The organism is Synechocystis salina LEGE 00031 (assembly GCF_015207985.1).
GTDB lineage: Bacteria > Cyanobacteriota > Cyanobacteriia > Cyanobacteriales > Microcystaceae > Synechocystis > Synechocystis salina.
Genome location: NZ_JADEVV010000040.1, coordinates 20428 through 39265 on the forward strand (window position 1 = coordinate 20428; position 18838 = coordinate 39265).

An 18838-nucleotide genomic window follows, 5' to 3' on the forward strand; every position below is an offset into this window, starting at 1 on the left:
CCCTCCGGTTCTTTCCCGAAATTGTTAGAGTATGGTTATCCCATCGGGATCAATCCCAAATCAAGTTCCATTACTAGAAGAGGAGATCCGTCGTGACCCATGAACCCCAACGTCCCCAACCGCTGTTTGCCGGCAATGAAACGGCAGGCAAAGATAGTTTGTGGACATACGTTCAAGAGTTGAGCCCCGAAACCATTGCCCAACTATCCCGACCCGATTCCCAAGAAGTGTTTCAGGTGATGGAACGGAATATTATTGGCCTATTGGGCAATCTGCCCCCGGATCATTTTGGGGTGACCATCAGCACCAGCCGGGAGAATCTGGGCCGTCTTTTAGCTTCTGCCATGATGAGTGGTTATTTTCTCCGTAATGCTGAGCAACGGTTGGGCTTTGAACAAGCTTTTAAAAGCACCGGCAACAACGGTGAAAATGCATAATATTGATGCTGAGTTTTATAGGGTCGGATCTGTCCGACTCAGAGCCTCCACTGGTAACCCAAAATTTACCTCTAAATCAACCCACTAAAGCCCTTGCAGTACTGGGACGATTTTCTTCTAGTTTCCTTGCCAAGTTTTAAGGGCAGAAGGTACAACAATCTCCACATCCTTCGCGGAAACTACTTTTCTCCGGCTAGGCTTCCTGCTTAATAAACTAAGGGCCAACCATGGTCAAGTTCCCAACCTAATTTCTGGCCGGCTAGGGACGGTGAAGAGGGGTTTATACACTAATTAAATGAGCCTCGCCGCGGCAGCCTTGGCCTGGATAGCAGCACCAGGGTGACGACGCATCATTGCTACTACGATTGACCCTTCCATTAATAGTAAAAGTTGCTCCGCCACCGCCTCCGGATGGGGAATTTCGGCTTCATAGACCAGTTGCAGGATATATTCGTAAACTGCTTGCTGGTGCTTGAGCGCGACCTGATAGCCAGGATGTTCAGGCTCCACCAGCTCCGCCGATGAATTAATAAAAGCACAGCCACGAAAATCAGGTTGAGAAAACCATTCTTCCAGGGCATCAAACATGGCCAAAAGGCGATCGGTAGGTGTGGTTGCCCGTTTTTCCACCGTTTTCTGAAACCATCTCCGCCAGCTAGTATCACGCTCCTCTAACCAAGCAGCAATCAAGCTGTCTTTGGACTTAAAGTGGTTGTACAGCGACATTTTCGCTACGCCCGACTCGGCGATGATGCGATCAACACCAACTTTCTGCACCCCCTCTTGATAAAACAACGTGGATGCCGCTTGCATGATGCGGTCACGTGCAGATGGCTTGGAAGATGATTTGGTATTGGGCATATTGGCATGAATTTATACAGACTAGTCTACATAATATCATTTTTGCTTCAGATTTGTATGTAATTGAGCCTTTGTCAACGGGACTGATTTTGATACAGCGCTTGCTATGGGGTCATTTCCACCGATAGGGCGATCGCCTCCAGCCAACTTGACTAGCTCATTCTGACTCCGAAAATTACCCGCCGCTTCTGAACTAAAAGCACTGTCATCCTTAACCCATGAAATGATGACATTAGTCGGTTGACAATATACAGACCTGTCTGTAGTCTGAATATAGACAGACCTTTCTACATTGCTTCGAGGAAGTCTCCTATGACCAAGCTCACAACATCCGCAAATCCTGCCGTTGACACCGTTGAAAACATGCCGCCACTGCCGCCCTTCACCCTGGAAACGGCAAAAGCAAAAGTACAAGCCGCGGAAGATGCCTGGAATAGCCGCAATCCTGACAAAGTGTCCCTGGCTTACACCGTTGATTCAGAATGGCGCAATCGCTCGGAATTTATTAAAGGTCGTAACCAGATTCGCGAGTTTCTGACTCGCAAATGGAATGCCGAGTTGGACTATCGCCTCAAGAAAACCCTATGGAGCTTCACCGAAAACCGTATCTCCGTCAAGTTTGAGTACGAGTACCACACCGACTCGGGCCAGTGGTATCGGGCCTATGGCAACGAAAATTGGGAATTTGCCCCCAACGGTCAAATGCAGCGCCGCGAAGCCAGCATCAACGACGTGCCCATCCAAGAGTCTGATCGCAAATTTCGCTGGGAAAGATAAACCATCCCATAGTTCTAAATCCAAGTCGAGAGGACTGCCATGTTAACTAATTTCAAAATGGACAAATTCCTCCCCTGCGATGGTCTGCATACTCTGCCGCTCCAGATGGGTGCAGAACGAGAGAGCCTCCCCATGGAATGCCGTCTCGACCTTCCTCAGATCTCACGCCCATCCTGGAACTGTCGGCCTGACCAATTATCCCCAAAACCCGCCAAATTGAATATTCCGCATCGACTAACTTGCCTCGATTACTAACTCCCATTGATTACTTGACCTTAAGGAAATTGATCCATGATTGACCTGTATACCTACACCACTCCCAATGGCCGCAAGCCTGCCATTCTGCTCGAAGAACTTGCACTACCCTACACCATTCACAAAATTGACATTGGCAAAGGTGACCAGTTCACCTCCGAATTTAAGGCCATCAATCCCAATAGTAAGATTCCTGCCATTGGCGATCGTGACAACAATCTCACCGTTTTTGAATCCGGTGCCATCCTGATTTATCTGGCTGAAAAGGCCGGAAAGCTTCTACCCACTGACGCAGAAAATCGGGTCAAGGTAATGGAGTGGTTGATGTTCCAGATGGCGAGTGTGGGACCCATGTTTGGTCAGCTCGGCCACTTTCGCAATGGGGCTCCCAAGGAGATTACCTATGCAGTTAAACGTTATCAACGAGAGACTCTGCGACTGCTCGATGTGCTCGATCGCCAGCTTGAGAATCATCCCTACATTGCAGGGGGTTACTCCATTGCTGACGTTGCCACATTTCCCTGGGTGGCTGCGGCCCAGACCTCTTACCTGGGCATTTCCATGGGAGCGTTTCCTCATATTGACCGCTGGGTTGAGACAATGCAGCAACGTCCTGCGGTACAAATCGGTATGAATATTCTTCAACCCGGATTCAAGAGTAGCTTCGGCACGCTGGCCGTTCCCGACTCGACATTGCAACTGATTGCAGTGTAACTATCTGCAGGATTTGGCACTCTCTAGCAATTGGTAGTACAAATTCAGATTTCCCAGACGAACTAACCCTAATTATCCAGCTAAACACTTTAGGAGTTTTCCACCATGACCCTACCCAATCCCGGCATGACCATTGATGCCGAAAGAACCGCGATTGTTATCATCGACCCCCAAAACGACTTCCTCAGCCCTAGCGGCGTGGCCTGGGGTGTCGTGGGCGAAAGCGTCACTGAAAACAATACTGTCGCCAATATCGAAGCTTTGATGAAAGCCGGTAAAGCCTACGATCTGCCCCTGTTTATCTCACCGCACTACTATTTTCCTGCGGATCATCGCTGGAAGTTTGAAGGCGCTCTCGAAAATCTCATGCACAGTATTGGCATGTTTGATCGTCCTGGTCCGTTGCAACTAGAGGGGCTGGAGGGCTCCGGTGCGGACTGGCTAGACATTTACAAGCCCTATATCGAAGACGGCAAAACGGTGATTTGCAGTCCTCACAAGGTCTATGGTCCCGAAAATAACGACTTGATTCTGCAACTGCGTAAGCAGCGGATCGACAAAGTCATTCTCGGCGGCATGTCGTCCAACCTCTGTGTGGAATCACACCTGCGAGAGCTACTGGAGCAAGGCTTTGAAGTCGCCGTGGTAAAGGACGCCACCGCTGGCGCGAAAGTCCCCGAGGGTGACGGGTATGCCTCGGCGCTGGTGAACTATCGGATGTTGGCCAACACAGTCTGGTCTACTCAAGAGGCGCTACAGGTTCTAGAACAAAGCCTGCCTAGCTTGCAGCCTGCGTGAAGAACTGCCAGTCATAGGGGGTGAGTACCATAACGTGCCCCTCCGCATTGCTAGAAATCTGGTTTCTTTATCAGTTTATGACCAAGAGTCTACGACCGAGTTTTCGCTCTCCTCAGAAGAAAAACCGGATTTCTGTAATCAGCTTAGCCACTATTTGAGGACACCCATCATGACAACGATTTTGCAAATTGATGCCAGTGCTCGCGTCACCCGTTCTCTGAGTCGCGGACTGACCACCGCGTTTGCCGAACACTGGCAAAAGGTCCGTCCCGACGATACCTGGATCACACGAGATGTGGGGCTTAATCCCCCCTCCGCCATTAGTGAGAACTGGATTGCCGCCGCGTTTAAACCCGTCGATCAGCGCACCCTCGAACAGGTCACCGCCCTACGAGAATCCGACGAACTACTGGCAGAGTTAGAGTCCGCCGATGTTATCGTCATCGGTACCCCGATGTACAACTACGGCATGCCGTCGGCGCTCAAAGCCTGGATTGATCAGGTGATTCGCATCGGACGCACCTTTTCTTTCGATCTAGCACGAGGAGAGCAACCGATTGAGCCTATTCAAACTGGCAAAATTCTGGTCATCTTGACTGCCTCTGGCGAGGGGGGCTTTGAATTTGGCGGCGTACACGGGGCACAGAATCACCTGGATACGGCCATCATCACCGCTTCCCGCTTACTGGGGGTGAGCGAACACCACGTCATTCGCATTGAATATCAGGAGTTTGGCGACGATCGCCACCAGCAGTCCAAAGCGGCAGCCTATGCGGCCATTCCTCAACTGGTGGAACAGCTCAGCCAAAAGGTAAGCATCTCCGCCGTCGTCGTGTAACCCTCCCATCGGCCTGTCTATTCAGGCTACCCACCAAGGACTTGACCCCACATCCATCTTGCTTCGATTGACCTTTTATCCCTACGAGGAATTTAATCATGGCACTTACCCAAGGCACCCATCACATCGGTCTAACTGTTCCCGACATCAACGCCACCCGCGATTTCTTCGTGAATGTATTGGAATTTCAGCCAGTCGGTGAAGTACCCAATTATCCCGCTTACTTTGTCTCTGACGGCACCAGCTTATTGACGCTCTGGCAGGCAGTAGAACCGGATCATGCCATTCCCTTTAATCGAAAAACTAATATCGGCCTGCATCACTTTGCCTTCAAAGTAGACGGCGTCGAAACTCTCAAAGCCATTTACGAAAAGCTCAAAACTGTCCCAGGCGTAGAGATTGAATTCGCGCCGGAACTGTTGGGAGATGGCCCCACTCAGCACATGATGTTCGCCATTCCCGGTGGCATTCGCATGGAGTTGACTGCTCCCGCCCGCTGACCTAATGCTGAGAGTACCTACGTTGGAATAGACGGACCTACGCACCATTGGGAAGTCTATCCAGCGTGACATTTTATATTTGGATATATTGCAGATTTCAATATTGCTTCTTACTGACAAACATCACTTTCAAAATTTGGGGAACCGACATCATGGCAATTCCTGGTTGGCAACGGGCAGATTCTCCCTTTCATAGTGGGGAAAGGGCAATTCAAAAACGGTTGGGTGCCTTAGACCAAATGGATAATTTCGGCCGACGGATTATTCGCGAATTTTTGCCCGACCAGCATCGCCAATTCTACTCCCAACTTTCCTACTTTCTGGTCGGTACAGTGGATACTGGGGGGAATCCGTGGGCATCCATCCTGGTGGGTGAACCTGGCTTTATCTCAACGCCAAATGACCGCACTCTTCACATCGCCGCTCAGCCTCTCTATGGAGATCCGCTTACTAAGACGCTGAAAGTTGGTATTGATATTGGCTTTCTCGGGATTGAATTGCATACTCGTCGCCGCAACCGCGTTAATGGCATGGTCAGCAATGTTGGGCCCGATGGCTTTGAGGTGCAAGTGAGCCAAACCTTTGGCAACTGTCCCAAGTATATCCAGGCGCGACAGTTCAATTTAGTTACATTTGACCCGACTGCGGCCAAGCCCCTGCATACCTTCACCACCTTGGGAGAAGCTGAACGTCAGGGGATTTTGGCTGCCGATACCTTCTTTATCGCCACCGCTTATCTGGACGATGCTGCCGGAGTCGCCAAAGGTGTCGATGTCTCTCACCGGGGCGGCAAACCAGGCTTTGTGCGCATCGACGGTGATACCCTCACTGTGCCCGACTTTGCTGGCAACTGCCACTTCAACACCTTTGGCAACATTGAGGTTAACCCTAGGGCTGGCCTACTGTTTATTGACTTTGAGCGTGGCAATTTGCTTTATCTCACAGGCAGAGCTGAGGTGATTTGGGACGGGGACCCGGAAATTGAAGCCTATGCAGGCGCTGAGCGGCTGTTCAAATTTCATCTTACCCAGGGCATCCAGGTAGATAGTGGCTTGCCCTTAGCTTGGTCTCAGCCGGAGTATTCTCGTTTTTTAGAGCACACAGGTTCTTGGTAAACCATTTGTCCAAACCTATGGCGGATTGCCCAATTAAAGTTGCAACCTTAGCCAAAAGTCGGTTCCGCCACAGTTTGTCTGGCTCCCTGGAGTAAGGCTTGGTAACTAGGCAGGGGATGGAGGTCGACAAAAGCCGGTTCCGCTTCAATCAAGCTTAGGTAGGTAGCGGGGTACCATTGCAAAACTTTTCCCAGGGCGTAAACTGCATCTTCGTAATTTTTTTGCAGTACTTGGCAAAGGGCAATTTCATACCAGCTATAGTCGTCATCCACTTCCACATCCAAAGCCTGGTGATAACAAGCGATCGCCTTTGCATAACGGTAGAGTTTTTGCCACAGTTCCCCTTGTCGAAACCAGGCCCAGTAATCATTGGGACGAATTTCTACCGATTTTTTATAGCATTGCAAAGCTTCGGCATAATGACCCCAACGGCGAAAACAGTCCGCCAGCCGGTACCAAGACCAAAAATCGTCCTGGCGAATGGTTAATGTCTGCCGAAAATTGGCGATCGCCGCTTCGTATTGGCCGGAGAGTCGGTAGGATTCCCCGAGGCGATAGGTGGCCCAATAATCTTTGGGCAAATGGGCTAAAGCCCTTTGGAAGCAAGGAATGGCACGGGTAAAGTCATCAATTTCGTTGAGGTACACACAACCCTGGTCGTACCAAGCCCAGTAGTTTTCCGGTTGGATTTGGCAAGCATTGCCATAGCTTTCCGCTGCATCCCCGTAGCGCCCCAGATGTTCTAGGGTAATGCCCCGTTTATACCAAGCCCAATAATCCCCGGGATAATATTCCAAGGCCCGCTCGTAACTGAGGAGGGCATCGTTGTATTTGCCCTGTTGCCAGAGGGTATTGCCCTGTTGGTACCAGCCTTTGTAACTGTCGGGGCGGCACTCCAGGGGGTTAAAAATAGTAGTGCGAGATGAGTGGGAAGGCATGGGAACACGACCAAGGGAAATGGCAACCGTACACCAGTGGAAAAAAACGTCGGGCTGGCGGCCAACTGAAGAGACTTACCGCCGTGTTTAATTCATATACCAGAATTGTACAAACTTCCGGGGCGATCGCCGGATTTATCTGCTGCCCTTGTCAGGATTAGATCACATTACTTAATTAACCAGCCACATACTTCTCCCAAAGTGAAATCAACGGCCTGGGCAAAGCTTGGCGTCAGTAATTTTGATTCTATCTCGTCGAAAATTTCTGGCGATCGATCGGGTTGATAGACAAAGATAGATTGTTCTGTTACAACCTATTCTAACCTCTTTACCAAGTGCTCAAACATTTATCAAAATTTCCCCTCATTGTATTTTTTTGTAAAGATCAATAATTATCTCTATCACCTCGGCAATGGTGAGGTTATCGGTGACAATTTCCACCGCATCCACCGCCTTTTGCAAAGGGGCGATCGCCCTAGTGCTATCGAGGTGATCCCGCTGGGCAATGTCTGCTTCCAATTGGGCTAGATCCACGGCTTGATTACCCTGGGCTTGGAAGTCTTTGAGGCGACGACGGGCCCGTTCTTGCACTGAAGCGGTGAGGAAAATTTTCAATTCCGCATTGGGAAAAACCTGGGTGCCAATGTCTCGACCTTCCGCCACAATACCTCCTTGGTCGCCGTACTTCCTTTGGAGCTTGAGGAGTTTGGCCCGGACAGCCCCTTGGGCGGCAATGGTGGAAACCAACTGGGTCACCGCTGGGGTGCGAATGGCATCACTGACATCTTGCCCATTAACTTTAACGCCAGTCAATTGGGGCGCAAGGCGGGGTATTAGTTCAATCTCCGCACCACTGGTCAATTCCGCCACTGTTGGTTCATCCTGGGGATCAATATGCCGGTCTAAAATCAGCCAAGCCAAAGCTCGATACATGGCTCCAGTGTCCAAATAGGTCAGACCTAAACGATCGGCCACCTGCCTAGTAACAGTGGATTTCCCGGCTCCGGCGGGGCCATCAATGGCAATAATGGGCAGTCGATGATTCAGCACAAGGTTATCAATTAAGCGGGTACTACCCACATAGGCGGCGATCGCCATTAAAGCAGGAATTTGGTCAGGGATCTTTTCCACAACGGGTTGGAGTGTATCTCTCTGGACTAATTCTAGGTATTGAAGTTTTACTGCGGGTTCCGTCGCTAAAATGTCCTGGGCAATGGTCAATAGGGAAGATACTTGGCGATCGCCTTGGTGATATTGTTCTTGGGCGGCTTGCAAACTGCGGTAAAGCACTGCGGCCTGTTGTTTTTCCTGATCGCTCAAATATTGATTGCGGGAACTCATAGCCAAACCAGATGCCTCCCGTACTGTGGCACAACTGCGGATAGTCACAGTTAAGTTTAAGTCTTGCACTAGCCTACGAACGATGGCCAATTGTTGGGCATCCTTGGCACCGAAATAGGCCACATCGGGACAAACAATGGTGAACAGTTTGGTGACAATGGTGGCCACCCCCTGGAAATGGCCAGGACGATGGGCACCACATAAAACCTCAGTCATGGCTGGGGGAGGCAGTACGGTGGTCTGATCAACATTGGAATTAAGCTCCAAATCCGTCACCGTCGGAGCAAAAATGACCGCCACTCCCAAAGATTCCGCCCATTGGCGATCGCCGTCAAAGTCCCGGGGATATTGTTCCCAATCTTCGCCTGGGCCAAATTGGAGGGGATTAATAAAAATGGACAACACGACCAAATCCATTTCCGCCACCGCCCGTTTCAGCAAACTGCCATGGCCAGCGTGGAGAGCCCCCATAGTGGGTACTAAGCCCACAGTTTTACCCCAACCTGCTTGACGGAGATAGGTTTGTAACCCTGCTATTGTCCGAAAAACCTGCACCATTATTTCCTTACTATCCGTTGGATGGTTTGCAAACGATAGGAGTCATTGAGACCTAACCATGGCCAAAGTGTTGACCCATATCCTAGGCAAATTGCCCCGCCGTCCTAGGCTCCCTGCCGCAAGTCTTCAATGATACAATGGGAGGCTGGAATTCCATCAACGGCGATCGCATGAAAAGACTCATCGAGGGACTGCAAAAATTTCAGGAGGGTTATTTTAGTTCCCACCGTGACCTCTTTGAGCAACTTTCCCATGGCCAACATCCCCGCATCCTCTTCATTTGTTGTTCCGACTCCCGGGTAGATCCCAACCTAATTACCCAATCGGAAGTGGGGGATTTATTCGTCATCCGTAATGCTGGCAACATTATTCCCCCCTACGGAGCGGCCAACGGTGGGGAAGGGGCCGCCATGGAATACGCCCTGGTAGCCTTGGGAATCAATCAAATCATTGTTTGTGGCCATTCCCATTGTGGAGCAATGAAGGGTCTGCTCAAACTTAATTCCCTCCAGGAAAAAATGCCGCTGGTGTACGACTGGCTCAAGCATACGGAAGCTACCCGGCGCCTGGTATTGGATAACTATGAACATCTGGAAGGGGAAGAACTGGTCGAAATTATGGTGGCGGAAAATATTCTTACCCAATTAAAAAATCTCCAAACATACCCCGCCGTCCATTCCCTTTTGCACAAGGGTAATTTATCCCTCCATGGCTGGATTTACCGCATTGAAAGCGGACAGGTGTTGGCCTACGATGGGGTACTCCATGATTTTGTTGCCCCCCAGAGCCGTCTTTCCTATCTAGAGCCGGAATTCAATTTACATCCCAATTGTCCGTTAACTTCCTACAATTCTTTTAAAGTTCCCGGTAGTCAGCCCCCGGGGGCCATGCCCTCCCCCCAACCCTCCCAGGGAAAACTTTCTGCCTTACCGGGGTTTAGTCATTTACCAATGGAACAGGCGGAGCGGATTTATCGGGGTTCCCGTTAATCTAGTTAAGGAGCTGGGCATAACTAGACATAAATACAGGAAAAATTTCTAAAAACGCTAAATGAATGCTTTAGGTAGGAACTGACTGGGTGCTAAATTCACTGATTGCTGACTTCCGAATTATTTTTGAGCGAGATCCCGCCGCTCGCAATTGGTTGGAGGTGCTTTTTTGTTACCCCGGTTTACAAGCTCTGGTTGTTCACCGTTTTTCCCACCGTCTTTATACTTTGGGGCTACCGTTTTTCCCCCGGTTAATGTCCCAATTTGCTCGATTTTTCACTGGCATTGAGATCCATCCTGGGGCCCAGATTGGCCAAGGGGTTTTCATTGACCATGGCATGGGGGTAGTGATTGGAGAAACAGCCATCATTGGGGATTATGCTTTGATCTACCAGGGGGTCACCCTGGGGGGAACGGGCAAGGAAACCGGTAAACGTCATCCCACCCTAGGGGAAAACGTGGTGGTGGGGGCCGGGGCCAAGGTGTTGGGCAATATTTTGATTGGCGACAATGCCCGTATTGGGGCCGGTTCGGTGGTGTTGCGGGATGTGCCGGCGGATTTTACCGTGGTGGGGGTGCCAGGGCGCATGGTTCATCCCTCGGGGGAAAAGGTTAATCCCTTGGAGCATGGCAAGCTACCGGACTCGGAAGGTAAGGTAATTCGGCTTTTGTTGGAACGTATTGAACTGCTGGAGCAAGAGGTCAAAACCTTACAAAAACAGCAGTCAGAACAGGATTGGGAATCGGATTATCGCTCCTGCTCTGAAACTGACCGGGAACCGGTGCTTTGTCGCCTTGGCGATCGGGAAATTGAGGAATTTTTGGGGGGCACCCTTTAATCTTGCCCCGGTAACTGCAACAGCGATGGAATGAGAGGAGGTTTGAAAAGCCTCAATTTTTGGCCGGATGTTTTTTCCTGTTTAATCAAATCTTTCTAATTGCCTTAAGATGTGAACGCAAGGCCGTCCTCAAGGGCGGGGTTTCAGACCCATTTTTTCGATGAATAACCAACAACTTTGGCAACGTTATCAAGACTGGCTTTATTACCATGGTGGCCTCGATTTTTACCTGGATGTGAGCCGCATGGGATTTAGTGATGCTTTGGTAGAAGATTTGCAACCCAAGTTTGCCAAAGCTTTTCAAGATATGGTGGCCCTGGAAAAAGGGGCGATCGCCAATCCGGATGAACAACGCATGGTGGGGCATTACTGGCTACGCAATCCGGCCCTGGCTCCCAACGGTGCTATCCGGGCTGAAATCACCGAACCCCTACAGCAAATTAAAGCCTTTGCCGCTGCTGTTCACCAAGGGACGGTTAAACCTCCCACCGCCCCCAAATTCACCGACCTGTTGGCGATCGGCATTGGTGGTTCAGCCCTAGGTCCTCAGTTTGTAGCCCAGGCCCTAGCCCCGGATTTCCCGCCCTTGGCCATTCATTTCATCGATAACTCCGACCCAGACGGTATTGACCGGGTGCTGAACTGTTTAAAGGCCCAAGACAAACTGAAAAGCACCTTGGTAATAACCACTAGTAAATCTGGTGGCACCCCTGAACCCCGCAATGGCTTGGCGGAAACTAAAGCAGTATTTGAAGCCCAGGGCTTGCATTTTGCCGATTATGCTGTGGCGGTAACTATGCCTGGCAGTAAACTTTCCCAGCAGGCCCAGACAGAACAATGGTTACAAGCTTTTCCCATGCAGGATTGGGTGGGGGGCAGAACCTCTGAGTTATCGGCGGTGGGGCTATTACCGGCGGCTCTCCAGGGGATTGATATTCAGGCCATGCTCGATGGGGCTAAAACCATGGATGAAGCCACTAGGGTGAGGGAATTAAGACAAAATCCGGCGGCCCTATTGGCTTTGGCTTGGTACTACGCTGGGGATGGGCAAGGGAAAAAAGATATGGTGATTCTGCCCTACAAAGACAGGCTGTTGTTGTTTAGCCGTTATTTACAGCAGTTGGTGATGGAATCCCTGGGTAAGGAACGGGATTTGGATGGCAAGGTGGTGCATCAGGGTATTGCGGTCTATGGCAATAAGGGCTCCACGGATCAACATGCCTACGTCCAGCAGTTGCGGGATGGGGTGCCCAACTTTTTTGCTACTTTTATTGAGGTATTGCATGATCGCCAAGGGCCATCCCTAGAGTTGGAGCCGGGGGTAACCAGTGGGGATTATTTATCAGGATTTTTGCAGGGCACCAGGCAAGCCTTGTTTGAAAATCAACGGGACTCCATTACCGTCACCATTCCCCAGGTGGATGCCACCAGTATTGGAGCTTTGATTGCTCTGTATGAACGGGCGGTGAGTTTCTATGGTTCCCTGGTGAGCGTTAACGCTTACCATCAACCAGGGGTAGAAGCGGGCAAAAAAGCGGCCGCCTCCATTTTGGAATTGCAAAAAGCGATTCTCTCCACTTTGCAGACAGAATCGGGGCCCATTGCCCTAGAAGATTTGGCCACCAAAGTACAGGCTCCGGAGCAGGTGGAAACGGTGTATAAAATCGTCCGCCATCTGGCTGCCAATGACCGGGGGGTAGTGCTCCACGGCGATCGCCAATTTCCCCAACGGTTGCAAATCCAGTGGCAGAGTTAAGGCAGATTAATCTTCAATTGTTAGTTGCAGACCAGGTAATCATGGCTTACTTCAGAAGCAATTCGGTTCCTGGTCAATGGCAACGTGCTATAAAAAGAAAAGTTTGTTTACCTGAGTATTAATTCCTAGGCAAGGCAAACCTTGGCTGCTTTATAGCCCATGAATCCTTAAACAAAAATCTACCCGACCTTCCATTTGGAGATAAACCTTTATAAATGACTGCCACGATTCCCCCGTTGATGCCAACGGCAACGCCCAGCAATCCCGATCGCCCGATTGCGGATCTAAAACTACAAGACATCATTAAAACCCTGCCCAAGGAATGCTTCGAAAAAAAAGCGAGCAAAGCCTGGGCTTCTGTTTTGATCACCCTAGGGGCGATCGCCGTGGGCTATTTGGGTATTATCTATCTGCCCTGGTACCTCCTACCCATCACTTGGATTTGGACGGGGACAGCCTTAACGGGGGCTTTCGTTGTCGGCCATGACTGTGGCCATCGCTCCTTCGCCAAAAAACGCTGGGTCAATGACTTAGTGGGCCACATTGCCTTTGCGCCCCTAATTTATCCTTTCCATAGCTGGCGTCTGCTCCACGACCACCATCACCTCCACACCAACAAAGTTGAGGTTGATAACGCCTGGGATCCCTGGAGTGTGGAAGCTTTCCAAGCCAGCCCGGCGATCGTCAGGCTTTTTTACCGAGCCATCCGGGGGCCTTTTTGGTGGACTGGTTCCATTTTCCACTGGGGCTTAATGCATTTTAAACTCAGCAACTTTGCCGAACGGGACCGCAATAAAGTCAAACTATCCATCGCCGTTGTCTTTCTCTTTGCGGCGATCGCCTTTCCTGCCCTAATTGCGACCACAGGGGTGTGGGGCTTCGTCAAATTTTGGTTAATGCCCTGGCTCGTGTACCACTTCTGGATGAGCACATTTACCATTGTGCACCACACCATTCCAGAAATTCGTTTCCGTCCCATCGCCGATTGGAGCGCCGCAGAAGCCCAGTTAAACGGCACTGTCCATTGTGACTATCCCCGCTGGGTAGAAGTGCTCTGCCATGACATTAACGTGCACATTCCCCATCACCTCTCCGTTGCCATTCCTTCCTATAACCTACGTCTAGCCCACGCAAGTTTAAAAGAAAACTGGGGACCTTTTCTCTATGAGCGCACCTTTAACTTGAAGTTAATGCAACAAATTAGTAGCCAATGTCATTTGTATGATCCGGAGAATGGCTACCGCACCTTTGGTTCCCTGAAAAAAGTTTAAACCTAAGTTAATGGGTCATTTTCAACCCATGATTGGTCAGCAATTAACCATAGCTGAGCTCTGGGGGAAGTTACCCAACCATTAACTAAAATTGAAGTAAACATCTGGGAATGCGGCCAATGGGCTGGATTCCTTTTTTTTTGGTGAGGGAAAATCTTCTAAGTAGATAAATTAGAGCGGTTGAGACTGGAAAGGTCCACCCGGCCAAAATGAATACTAAACGCAACTTGCATATTTTCCAAGGTTTTCACCAGCCAAGGCACCCCCTCCCGGGCCATCGACTCATAGTGATTAAACAAAATTGAAAAACGTTTTTCCAAATAAGGCTTCACCTTAGAGCAGAAAAGTACAATTTTGAGCAATACCCCAATGGTCTTCTTCACGCCAATATTGGAAATTAGATCAATAAAGACATAGTGATCCGGATTTTTACTGCCTTCCACTACTAAAAAGTTGAGCAACTGACTAGAAGTCCGCATCATTAAAAATTCCGTGGGTTTCTGTTGGTTGCATTCCGGATAGGCATTTTGGAATAGGTCAAATAGTTTCTTATCAAAACTTCCTTGTTTATACTTATCCTGTAGGGAACCCCGGATATATTCGTAAAGTTCGTCCTTAAAAGTGCCAAAGGATTGGGTATAGGCCACATGGTTGCGGAAACTTTTCGAGAGGGATTGGTAACTCTGACCGTTTTCCACTGCACCGACAAAATGTTTGAGGGAACTATTTAGATCCTGATCGCTCAGTAGGGTAGGGTTTTTCACTGGCTTGATCAATTCCTTGTCCGGCAAGATTAGTCCAGCTTTATTGGTTCTGGCCATGCGCACCCGATAGGTGACGTACTGGGAAAGGTTAATTTCAAACTTACGCTCATTTTGAGCTTTGATGCGGTGTATGGTTTGGCGGTGTTCCCGACTGCTATCGTCCCCCATGAGGCAATAATCATACAGATAGGGATAGCGGTGGATGAGGGTGCCAACGGAGCTGGATTTAGTTTCAAACTTGGCAGTGACAACGGTAGCCAATCTTTTCAGCCGGACAAATTGTTCACTGAGGGTAAAATTTTTAACTAGTTGGCGGATGTTTCCTTTTGTATTGCCCCCAGGACTAATATTAGCCACCGCTTTTTCCACCATATTTACCAGTTGGGGAATGAATCGCTGGGTTGGGGGGGAAAGTTGCCAATAGTTGATCAGAATATAACAGCAACGGTTAAAAAAGTAGTTGAAGTCTTCAGTGTTATTTTTAACTCTAATTACTTTTTCTAAGTGGGTAGAAATTTGCCCTTGAGAGCCACCTTGTCCACTCAAGAAAAGGCCCCCTACCGCCTCAAGTACTTGGTCCCCTTCCACGGACTGGACCAAGTTAAGCAGATAATCGTAAATTGCCTGCTCGTCGTTCATTTTATCAGAGTCGTTGGTGTGGAGGTGATTGTGGTTCACAGTGGCAACCCTCCTTGGTAAAAAGGGGGCAGATTGGGGGTAGGGAAAACTGATAATGAAAACGAAATCATAAGATAAGGTCAACGATACTCTGGGCATTTAATCAGGCATCGCTGTGGATGGTAAGATACACCCTGATCCCATTGGGATGAAACCGGAACCTTGTTACTAGACATTGTCGGTTTCTAACATTTTTATATCTATTTCTCTTCCAATGTAAGTGATGAAGGCACCCATGGTAAGTGATCTAGATCACAGATAAAAATTGGCAATGACTTAACACTTCTGAGTCAATTCTAACCCAGTTTTCCTCCACCACATTCCCCACTCTTATTCTTTCCTATGAACTCCAAACTTTCCCTATTTGACATCCGTACATTCCTAGAAAGTTGCTTATTGTCTGTTACCAATCTTTCCGCGGATATACGGATAAATAATATTTGCACCGATACAAGGGCTTTGGTGCCAGGGGATTTATTTCTCGCCTTACGGGGAGAAAGTTTTGATGGCCACAATTTTATTCCCCAGGCCGGGGCGGCGGGAGCGATCGCCGTGGTGACGGATCGGCCAGTGGAGGGGTTAGGGGAGACGGTGGCTCAATTTTTGGTGGAAGATACATTGGTGGCCTATCAGCGCATAGCCGCGGGATGGCGACAAAGGTTTTCCATTCCCATCATTGGGGTGACCGGTTCTGTGGGTAAGACCACCACCAAAGAGTTAATTGCGGCGGTGCTGTCCCAGTTTGGCCATGTGCATAAAACCAAAGCTAATTACAACAATGAAATTGGGGTGCCGAAAACTTTGTTGGAACTATCCCCAGACCATGATTTTGCCATTGTGGAAATGGCCATGCGGGGTCGGGGACAAATTGCCCTGTTGGCGGACATTGCCCAGCCCACCATCGGTTTAATTACCAACGTTGGCACAGCCCACATTGGTCTTTTGGGATCGGAGTTGGCGATCGCCGAGGCCAAGTGTGAATTGCTGGCCCACCAACCCCCCCAGAGCACGGCCATCCTCAATCAAGACAATGCTTTGTTAATGAAGACAGCCCAACGATTTTGGCAGGGAAAAACCATTACCTATGGACTGCAGGGGGGAGATGTGCGAGGAACGGTTGATGGCGAAAATTTAATCCTTGATGGGGTTAGTTTGCCTTTGCCCTTGGCTGGTGTCCACAATGCTTCTAATTACCTAGCGGCGATCGCCGTGGCCCAGTGTTTAGGGTTGGATTGGCAACGGTTACAGTCTGGGCTGACGGTGGAGTTGCCCAAGGGTCGGGCCCGTCGTTATCAATGGGGGCAGGACGTGGTGCTGTTGGATGAAACCTATAACGCAGGATTGGAATCCATGTTGGCAGCGTTGGATTTATTGGCCAATACCCCTGGAAAACGACGTTTAGCAGTGCTAGGGGCAATGAAAGAACTGGGGGATTATGGTCCGACATTCCACCAACGGGTGGGGGCCAAGGTGAAAGCCTTAGGTTTAGATGGTCTTTACCTATTGGCCAATGACCCTAATACCGATGCCATTGCCGCTGGAGCCAACGGTGTGGAGACCCAATCTTTCAGCGATGGACCTAGTTTAGTGGCGGCCCTAAAAACGACCCTCCAACCAGGCGATCGCCTCCTGTTCAAAGCATCAAATTCCGTCGGCCTCGGGGCAGTGGTTAGTCAATTGTTGGCAGAAAACCCCACCTCGGCTTAGAGGGTTTTAAGGTAATCCAATAAATCCGCCATTTCCTGGGGATTGGGTTCAAACTGGGGCATGGGAGGCGTTTGACCACTAACTACCTGGTGAATAATGTGGCTCTGGGATCGCCGTTGGGACACCCCCCAAAGACTAGGGCCAATGTAACCGTCAGCTTGGATGCCATGGCAAACCACGCAATTGGCTTGGAAAATAGCCCGGCCCCTATCCGCATCTCCTTTAAGGGCAAGCACCTGGTTCACATAGGGATCAAAGTTCATAAAGCTAAATAAAGCCACTGCCAATATCACCAGGGAAATAATGCCTGCCATAATCCACATCCCGGTGGGGGAAGCATTTACCTTGGCAACAGTTGGATTTTTTTCGATTACAGGGGCCATAGGTTAGGAACGATTGGTCAAGGTGGCCAGGACCACCACTCAGAAACTTAATCTATTGTATTGATGCTGGGCATTCCTGTCTTTGCTTAGTCCTAGGCTGGGGCCTGGATTAACTGCGTTGACAAACTAAAACTCCCCCAATATCGATCCCAGAATTTTCCTGGGTCAGGGGGGAGCATTGACAAAAATCTATCCAGCTTGCCCCCAGTTGATCAGCGAGGGCCGACTGGTTTACAGGGGAGCAACTTGCACTTCCACCGTAGCGATAACTTCGGGGTGCAATTTGATTTGGGCTTGGTAAAAACCAGTTTTGTGGATGTCCGGCAGGCTGATGCCTCGGCGATCGAGACTTTGGTTGGTGGCGGCTTCCACTGCATCGGCCACTTCCTGGGTGGTAACGGTACCAAAAATGGCTTCCGCTTCCCCTACTTGTTTTTTGATCACAAAACGACCAATGGTTTCCAGAGCGACTTTGCGGGCTTCGGCGGCATCCTTTTCTGCTTTGAGCCGTTCCAATTCCTTGAGGCGTCTTTGTTCCACCTGGCGCAAAATACCAGGGGTGGCCACTATTCCCAGGCCTTTGGGAATGAGATAGTTGCGGGCATAACCGGGGGCCACTTCCACTAAATCGCCGGTGAAGCCTAGTTTATTGATAGTTTCGTTTAAAACGACCTTGACTCGCTTTGCCATGACTGTAATTTTTCCAATATGAAGTTTGTTTAGCTTGTGGAGCAATTCACAAACCTCCATCTTAACCTTTAGGGGCAATCCCGCCAAAGTTGGCGATCGCCGGAGGCCAGTTTTTCCCCAGGACAATGAACAGAAAGGCAAAGTTACTCTGTTACCATGGGGGACGGCCCTCCGCAACCAGATGCCAATGTCCAGCCTGATTTCCCTTTTCCGTCAACATTATCCCCAGGGCAGTCTCTGCTGTGACCTGCTCGAAATTGATCGGGGACTATACATCGTCCAAGCCAGCATCACCCTAGAAGGCATTGTGGTAGCCACGGCCCTAGCGGCCCAGTGTCCCCTGGAAGCCGCCGAAGACTTGGCCAAGGAAAGGGTGATCGCCAGCCTTGATTTACCCCATGGGTCGCCGACGGAATTTACTCCAAAGGCGGATAAACCGGAGAAGGGAGTCGCCGAAACCGGCCCAGCCCAACAATCCTCCCAGGCTTCCCCGAGCAAAAAAGAGACCAAATCTTCCAAGCAGAGCAGTAAAATTGTTGCCCCTGCCCCCGTCCCCGCTAAACCTCCGGTCTTAGAGGCGATCGCCCCTCCGGCCCAAACTGTAACCAGTCCAGTCGTTTCCTTTCCCC

The 18838-nt window shown here is 49.9% G+C and carries 16 protein-coding genes and 3 pseudogenes; 13 read left to right on the forward strand and 6 right to left on the reverse strand.

Features of this window, described 5'->3' with window-relative positions:
* Window positions 1–92: 92 nt before the first annotated feature.
* Complete coding sequence (locus tag IQ217_RS13410; RefSeq protein WP_190596516.1) at window positions 93–437, forward strand: DUF760 domain-containing protein; 345 nt, start codon at window positions 93–95, stop codon at window positions 435–437.
* A gap of 291 nt (window positions 438–728) precedes the next feature.
* On the opposite strand, the gene IQ217_RS13415 is transcribed toward IQ217_RS13410, so the two are convergent.
* On the reverse strand, window positions 729–1298 hold the full coding sequence (locus IQ217_RS13415; RefSeq protein ID WP_194020327.1) for a TetR/AcrR family transcriptional regulator: 570 nt from the start codon (window positions 1296–1298) through the stop codon (window positions 729–731).
* Window positions 1299–1661: 363 nt separating this feature from the next.
* On the opposite strand from IQ217_RS13415, the gene IQ217_RS13420 reads away from it, so the two are divergent.
* From IQ217_RS13420 to IQ217_RS13445, 6 genes are all read left to right on the forward strand, one after another.
* Entirely contained in the window at window positions 1662–2075 is a 414-nt protein-coding gene (locus IQ217_RS13420) for a nuclear transport factor 2 family protein (protein ID WP_228025763.1), read from the forward strand.
* Between the two features lie 291 nt (window positions 2076–2366).
* Window positions 2367–3044: a glutathione S-transferase N-terminal domain-containing protein gene (locus IQ217_RS13425; RefSeq protein WP_194020329.1), complete on the forward strand. Its 678-nt coding sequence runs from the start codon at window positions 2367–2369 to the stop codon at window positions 3042–3044.
* Window positions 3045–3149: 105 nt separating this feature from the next.
* Window positions 3150–3842, forward strand: a complete 693-nt coding sequence (locus tag IQ217_RS13430; protein ID WP_194020330.1) for a cysteine hydrolase family protein — start codon at window positions 3150–3152, stop codon at window positions 3840–3842.
* A 169-nt stretch (window positions 3843–4011) separates the two neighbouring features.
* Window positions 4012–4680 carry an FMN-dependent NADH-azoreductase gene (locus IQ217_RS13435; RefSeq protein ID WP_194020331.1) on the forward strand — a complete coding sequence of 223 codons (669 nt, stop codon included), beginning with the start codon at window positions 4012–4014 and terminating at the stop codon, window positions 4678–4680.
* Between the two features lie 98 nt (window positions 4681–4778).
* Entirely contained in the window at window positions 4779–5180 is a 402-nt protein-coding gene (locus IQ217_RS13440; RefSeq protein WP_194020332.1) for a VOC family protein, read from the forward strand.
* Window positions 5181–5332: 152 nt separating this feature from the next.
* Window positions 5333–6295, forward strand: coding sequence for a pyridoxamine 5'-phosphate oxidase family protein (locus tag IQ217_RS13445; RefSeq protein WP_194020333.1), 963 nt, complete (start codon window positions 5333–5335; stop codon window positions 6293–6295).
* 47 nt (window positions 6296–6342) lie between these two features.
* On the opposite strand, the gene IQ217_RS13450 is transcribed toward IQ217_RS13445, so the two are convergent.
* Window positions 6343–7233: a tetratricopeptide repeat protein gene (locus IQ217_RS13450; protein ID WP_194020334.1), complete on the reverse strand. Its 891-nt coding sequence runs from the start codon at window positions 7231–7233 to the stop codon at window positions 6343–6345.
* Between the two features lie 350 nt (window positions 7234–7583).
* A pseudogene (locus IQ217_RS13455) lies at window positions 7584–9132 on the reverse strand (bifunctional pantoate--beta-alanine ligase/(d)CMP kinase).
* A gap of 137 nt (window positions 9133–9269) precedes the next feature.
* On the opposite strand from IQ217_RS13455, the gene IQ217_RS13460 reads away from it, so the two are divergent.
* The 4 genes and pseudogenes from IQ217_RS13460 to IQ217_RS13475 all read left to right on the forward strand — a co-directional run bounded on the left by IQ217_RS13460 (window position 9270) and on the right by IQ217_RS13475 (window position 13987).
* Complete coding sequence (locus IQ217_RS13460; RefSeq protein ID WP_228024112.1) at window positions 9270–10121, forward strand: carbonic anhydrase; 852 nt, start codon at window positions 9270–9272, stop codon at window positions 10119–10121.
* 89 nt (window positions 10122–10210) lie between these two features.
* Window positions 10211–10817 (forward strand): annotated as a pseudogene (cysE, locus tag IQ217_RS13465) (serine O-acetyltransferase); the annotation flags it as partial.
* A 303-nt stretch (window positions 10818–11120) separates the two neighbouring features.
* Window positions 11121–12716, forward strand: coding sequence for a glucose-6-phosphate isomerase (locus IQ217_RS13470; protein ID WP_194020337.1), 1596 nt, complete (start codon window positions 11121–11123; stop codon window positions 12714–12716).
* Between the two features lie 215 nt (window positions 12717–12931).
* On the forward strand, window positions 12932–13987 hold the full coding sequence (locus tag IQ217_RS13475) for a fatty acid desaturase (RefSeq protein ID WP_194020338.1): 1056 nt from the start codon (window positions 12932–12934) through the stop codon (window positions 13985–13987).
* A gap of 158 nt (window positions 13988–14145) precedes the next feature.
* Here the strand turns inward: IQ217_RS13475 and IQ217_RS13480 are convergent, their stop codons facing one another.
* A complete protein-coding gene (locus IQ217_RS13480) occupies window positions 14146–15528 on the reverse strand; it encodes a hypothetical protein (protein ID WP_194020339.1) in 1383 nt (460 codons plus the stop codon).
* Window positions 15529–15771: 243 nt separating this feature from the next.
* Here IQ217_RS13480 and IQ217_RS13485 point away from each other — a divergent pair, with 243 nt between their 5' ends.
* Window positions 15772–17136, forward strand: a complete 1365-nt coding sequence (locus tag IQ217_RS13485; protein ID WP_194020340.1) for a UDP-N-acetylmuramoyl-tripeptide--D-alanyl-D-alanine ligase — start codon at window positions 15772–15774, stop codon at window positions 17134–17136.
* Here IQ217_RS13485 and IQ217_RS13490 read toward each other — a convergent pair.
* Window positions 17133–17519 carry a cytochrome c gene (locus tag IQ217_RS13490; RefSeq protein ID WP_194020341.1) on the reverse strand — a complete coding sequence of 129 codons (387 nt, stop codon included), beginning with the start codon at window positions 17517–17519 and terminating at the stop codon, window positions 17133–17135. The two genes, IQ217_RS13485 and IQ217_RS13490, sit on opposite strands and share 4 nt — an antisense overlap.
* A gap of 231 nt (window positions 17520–17750) precedes the next feature.
* Window positions 17751–18209, reverse strand: a complete 459-nt coding sequence (gene rplI / locus IQ217_RS13495) for a 50S ribosomal protein L9 (protein WP_194020342.1) — start codon at window positions 18207–18209, stop codon at window positions 17751–17753.
* Window positions 18210–18390: 181 nt separating this feature from the next.
* Between rplI and IQ217_RS13500 the strand changes: the two are divergent.
* Window positions 18391–18838: pseudogene (locus tag IQ217_RS13500) on the forward strand (hypothetical protein); the annotation flags it as partial.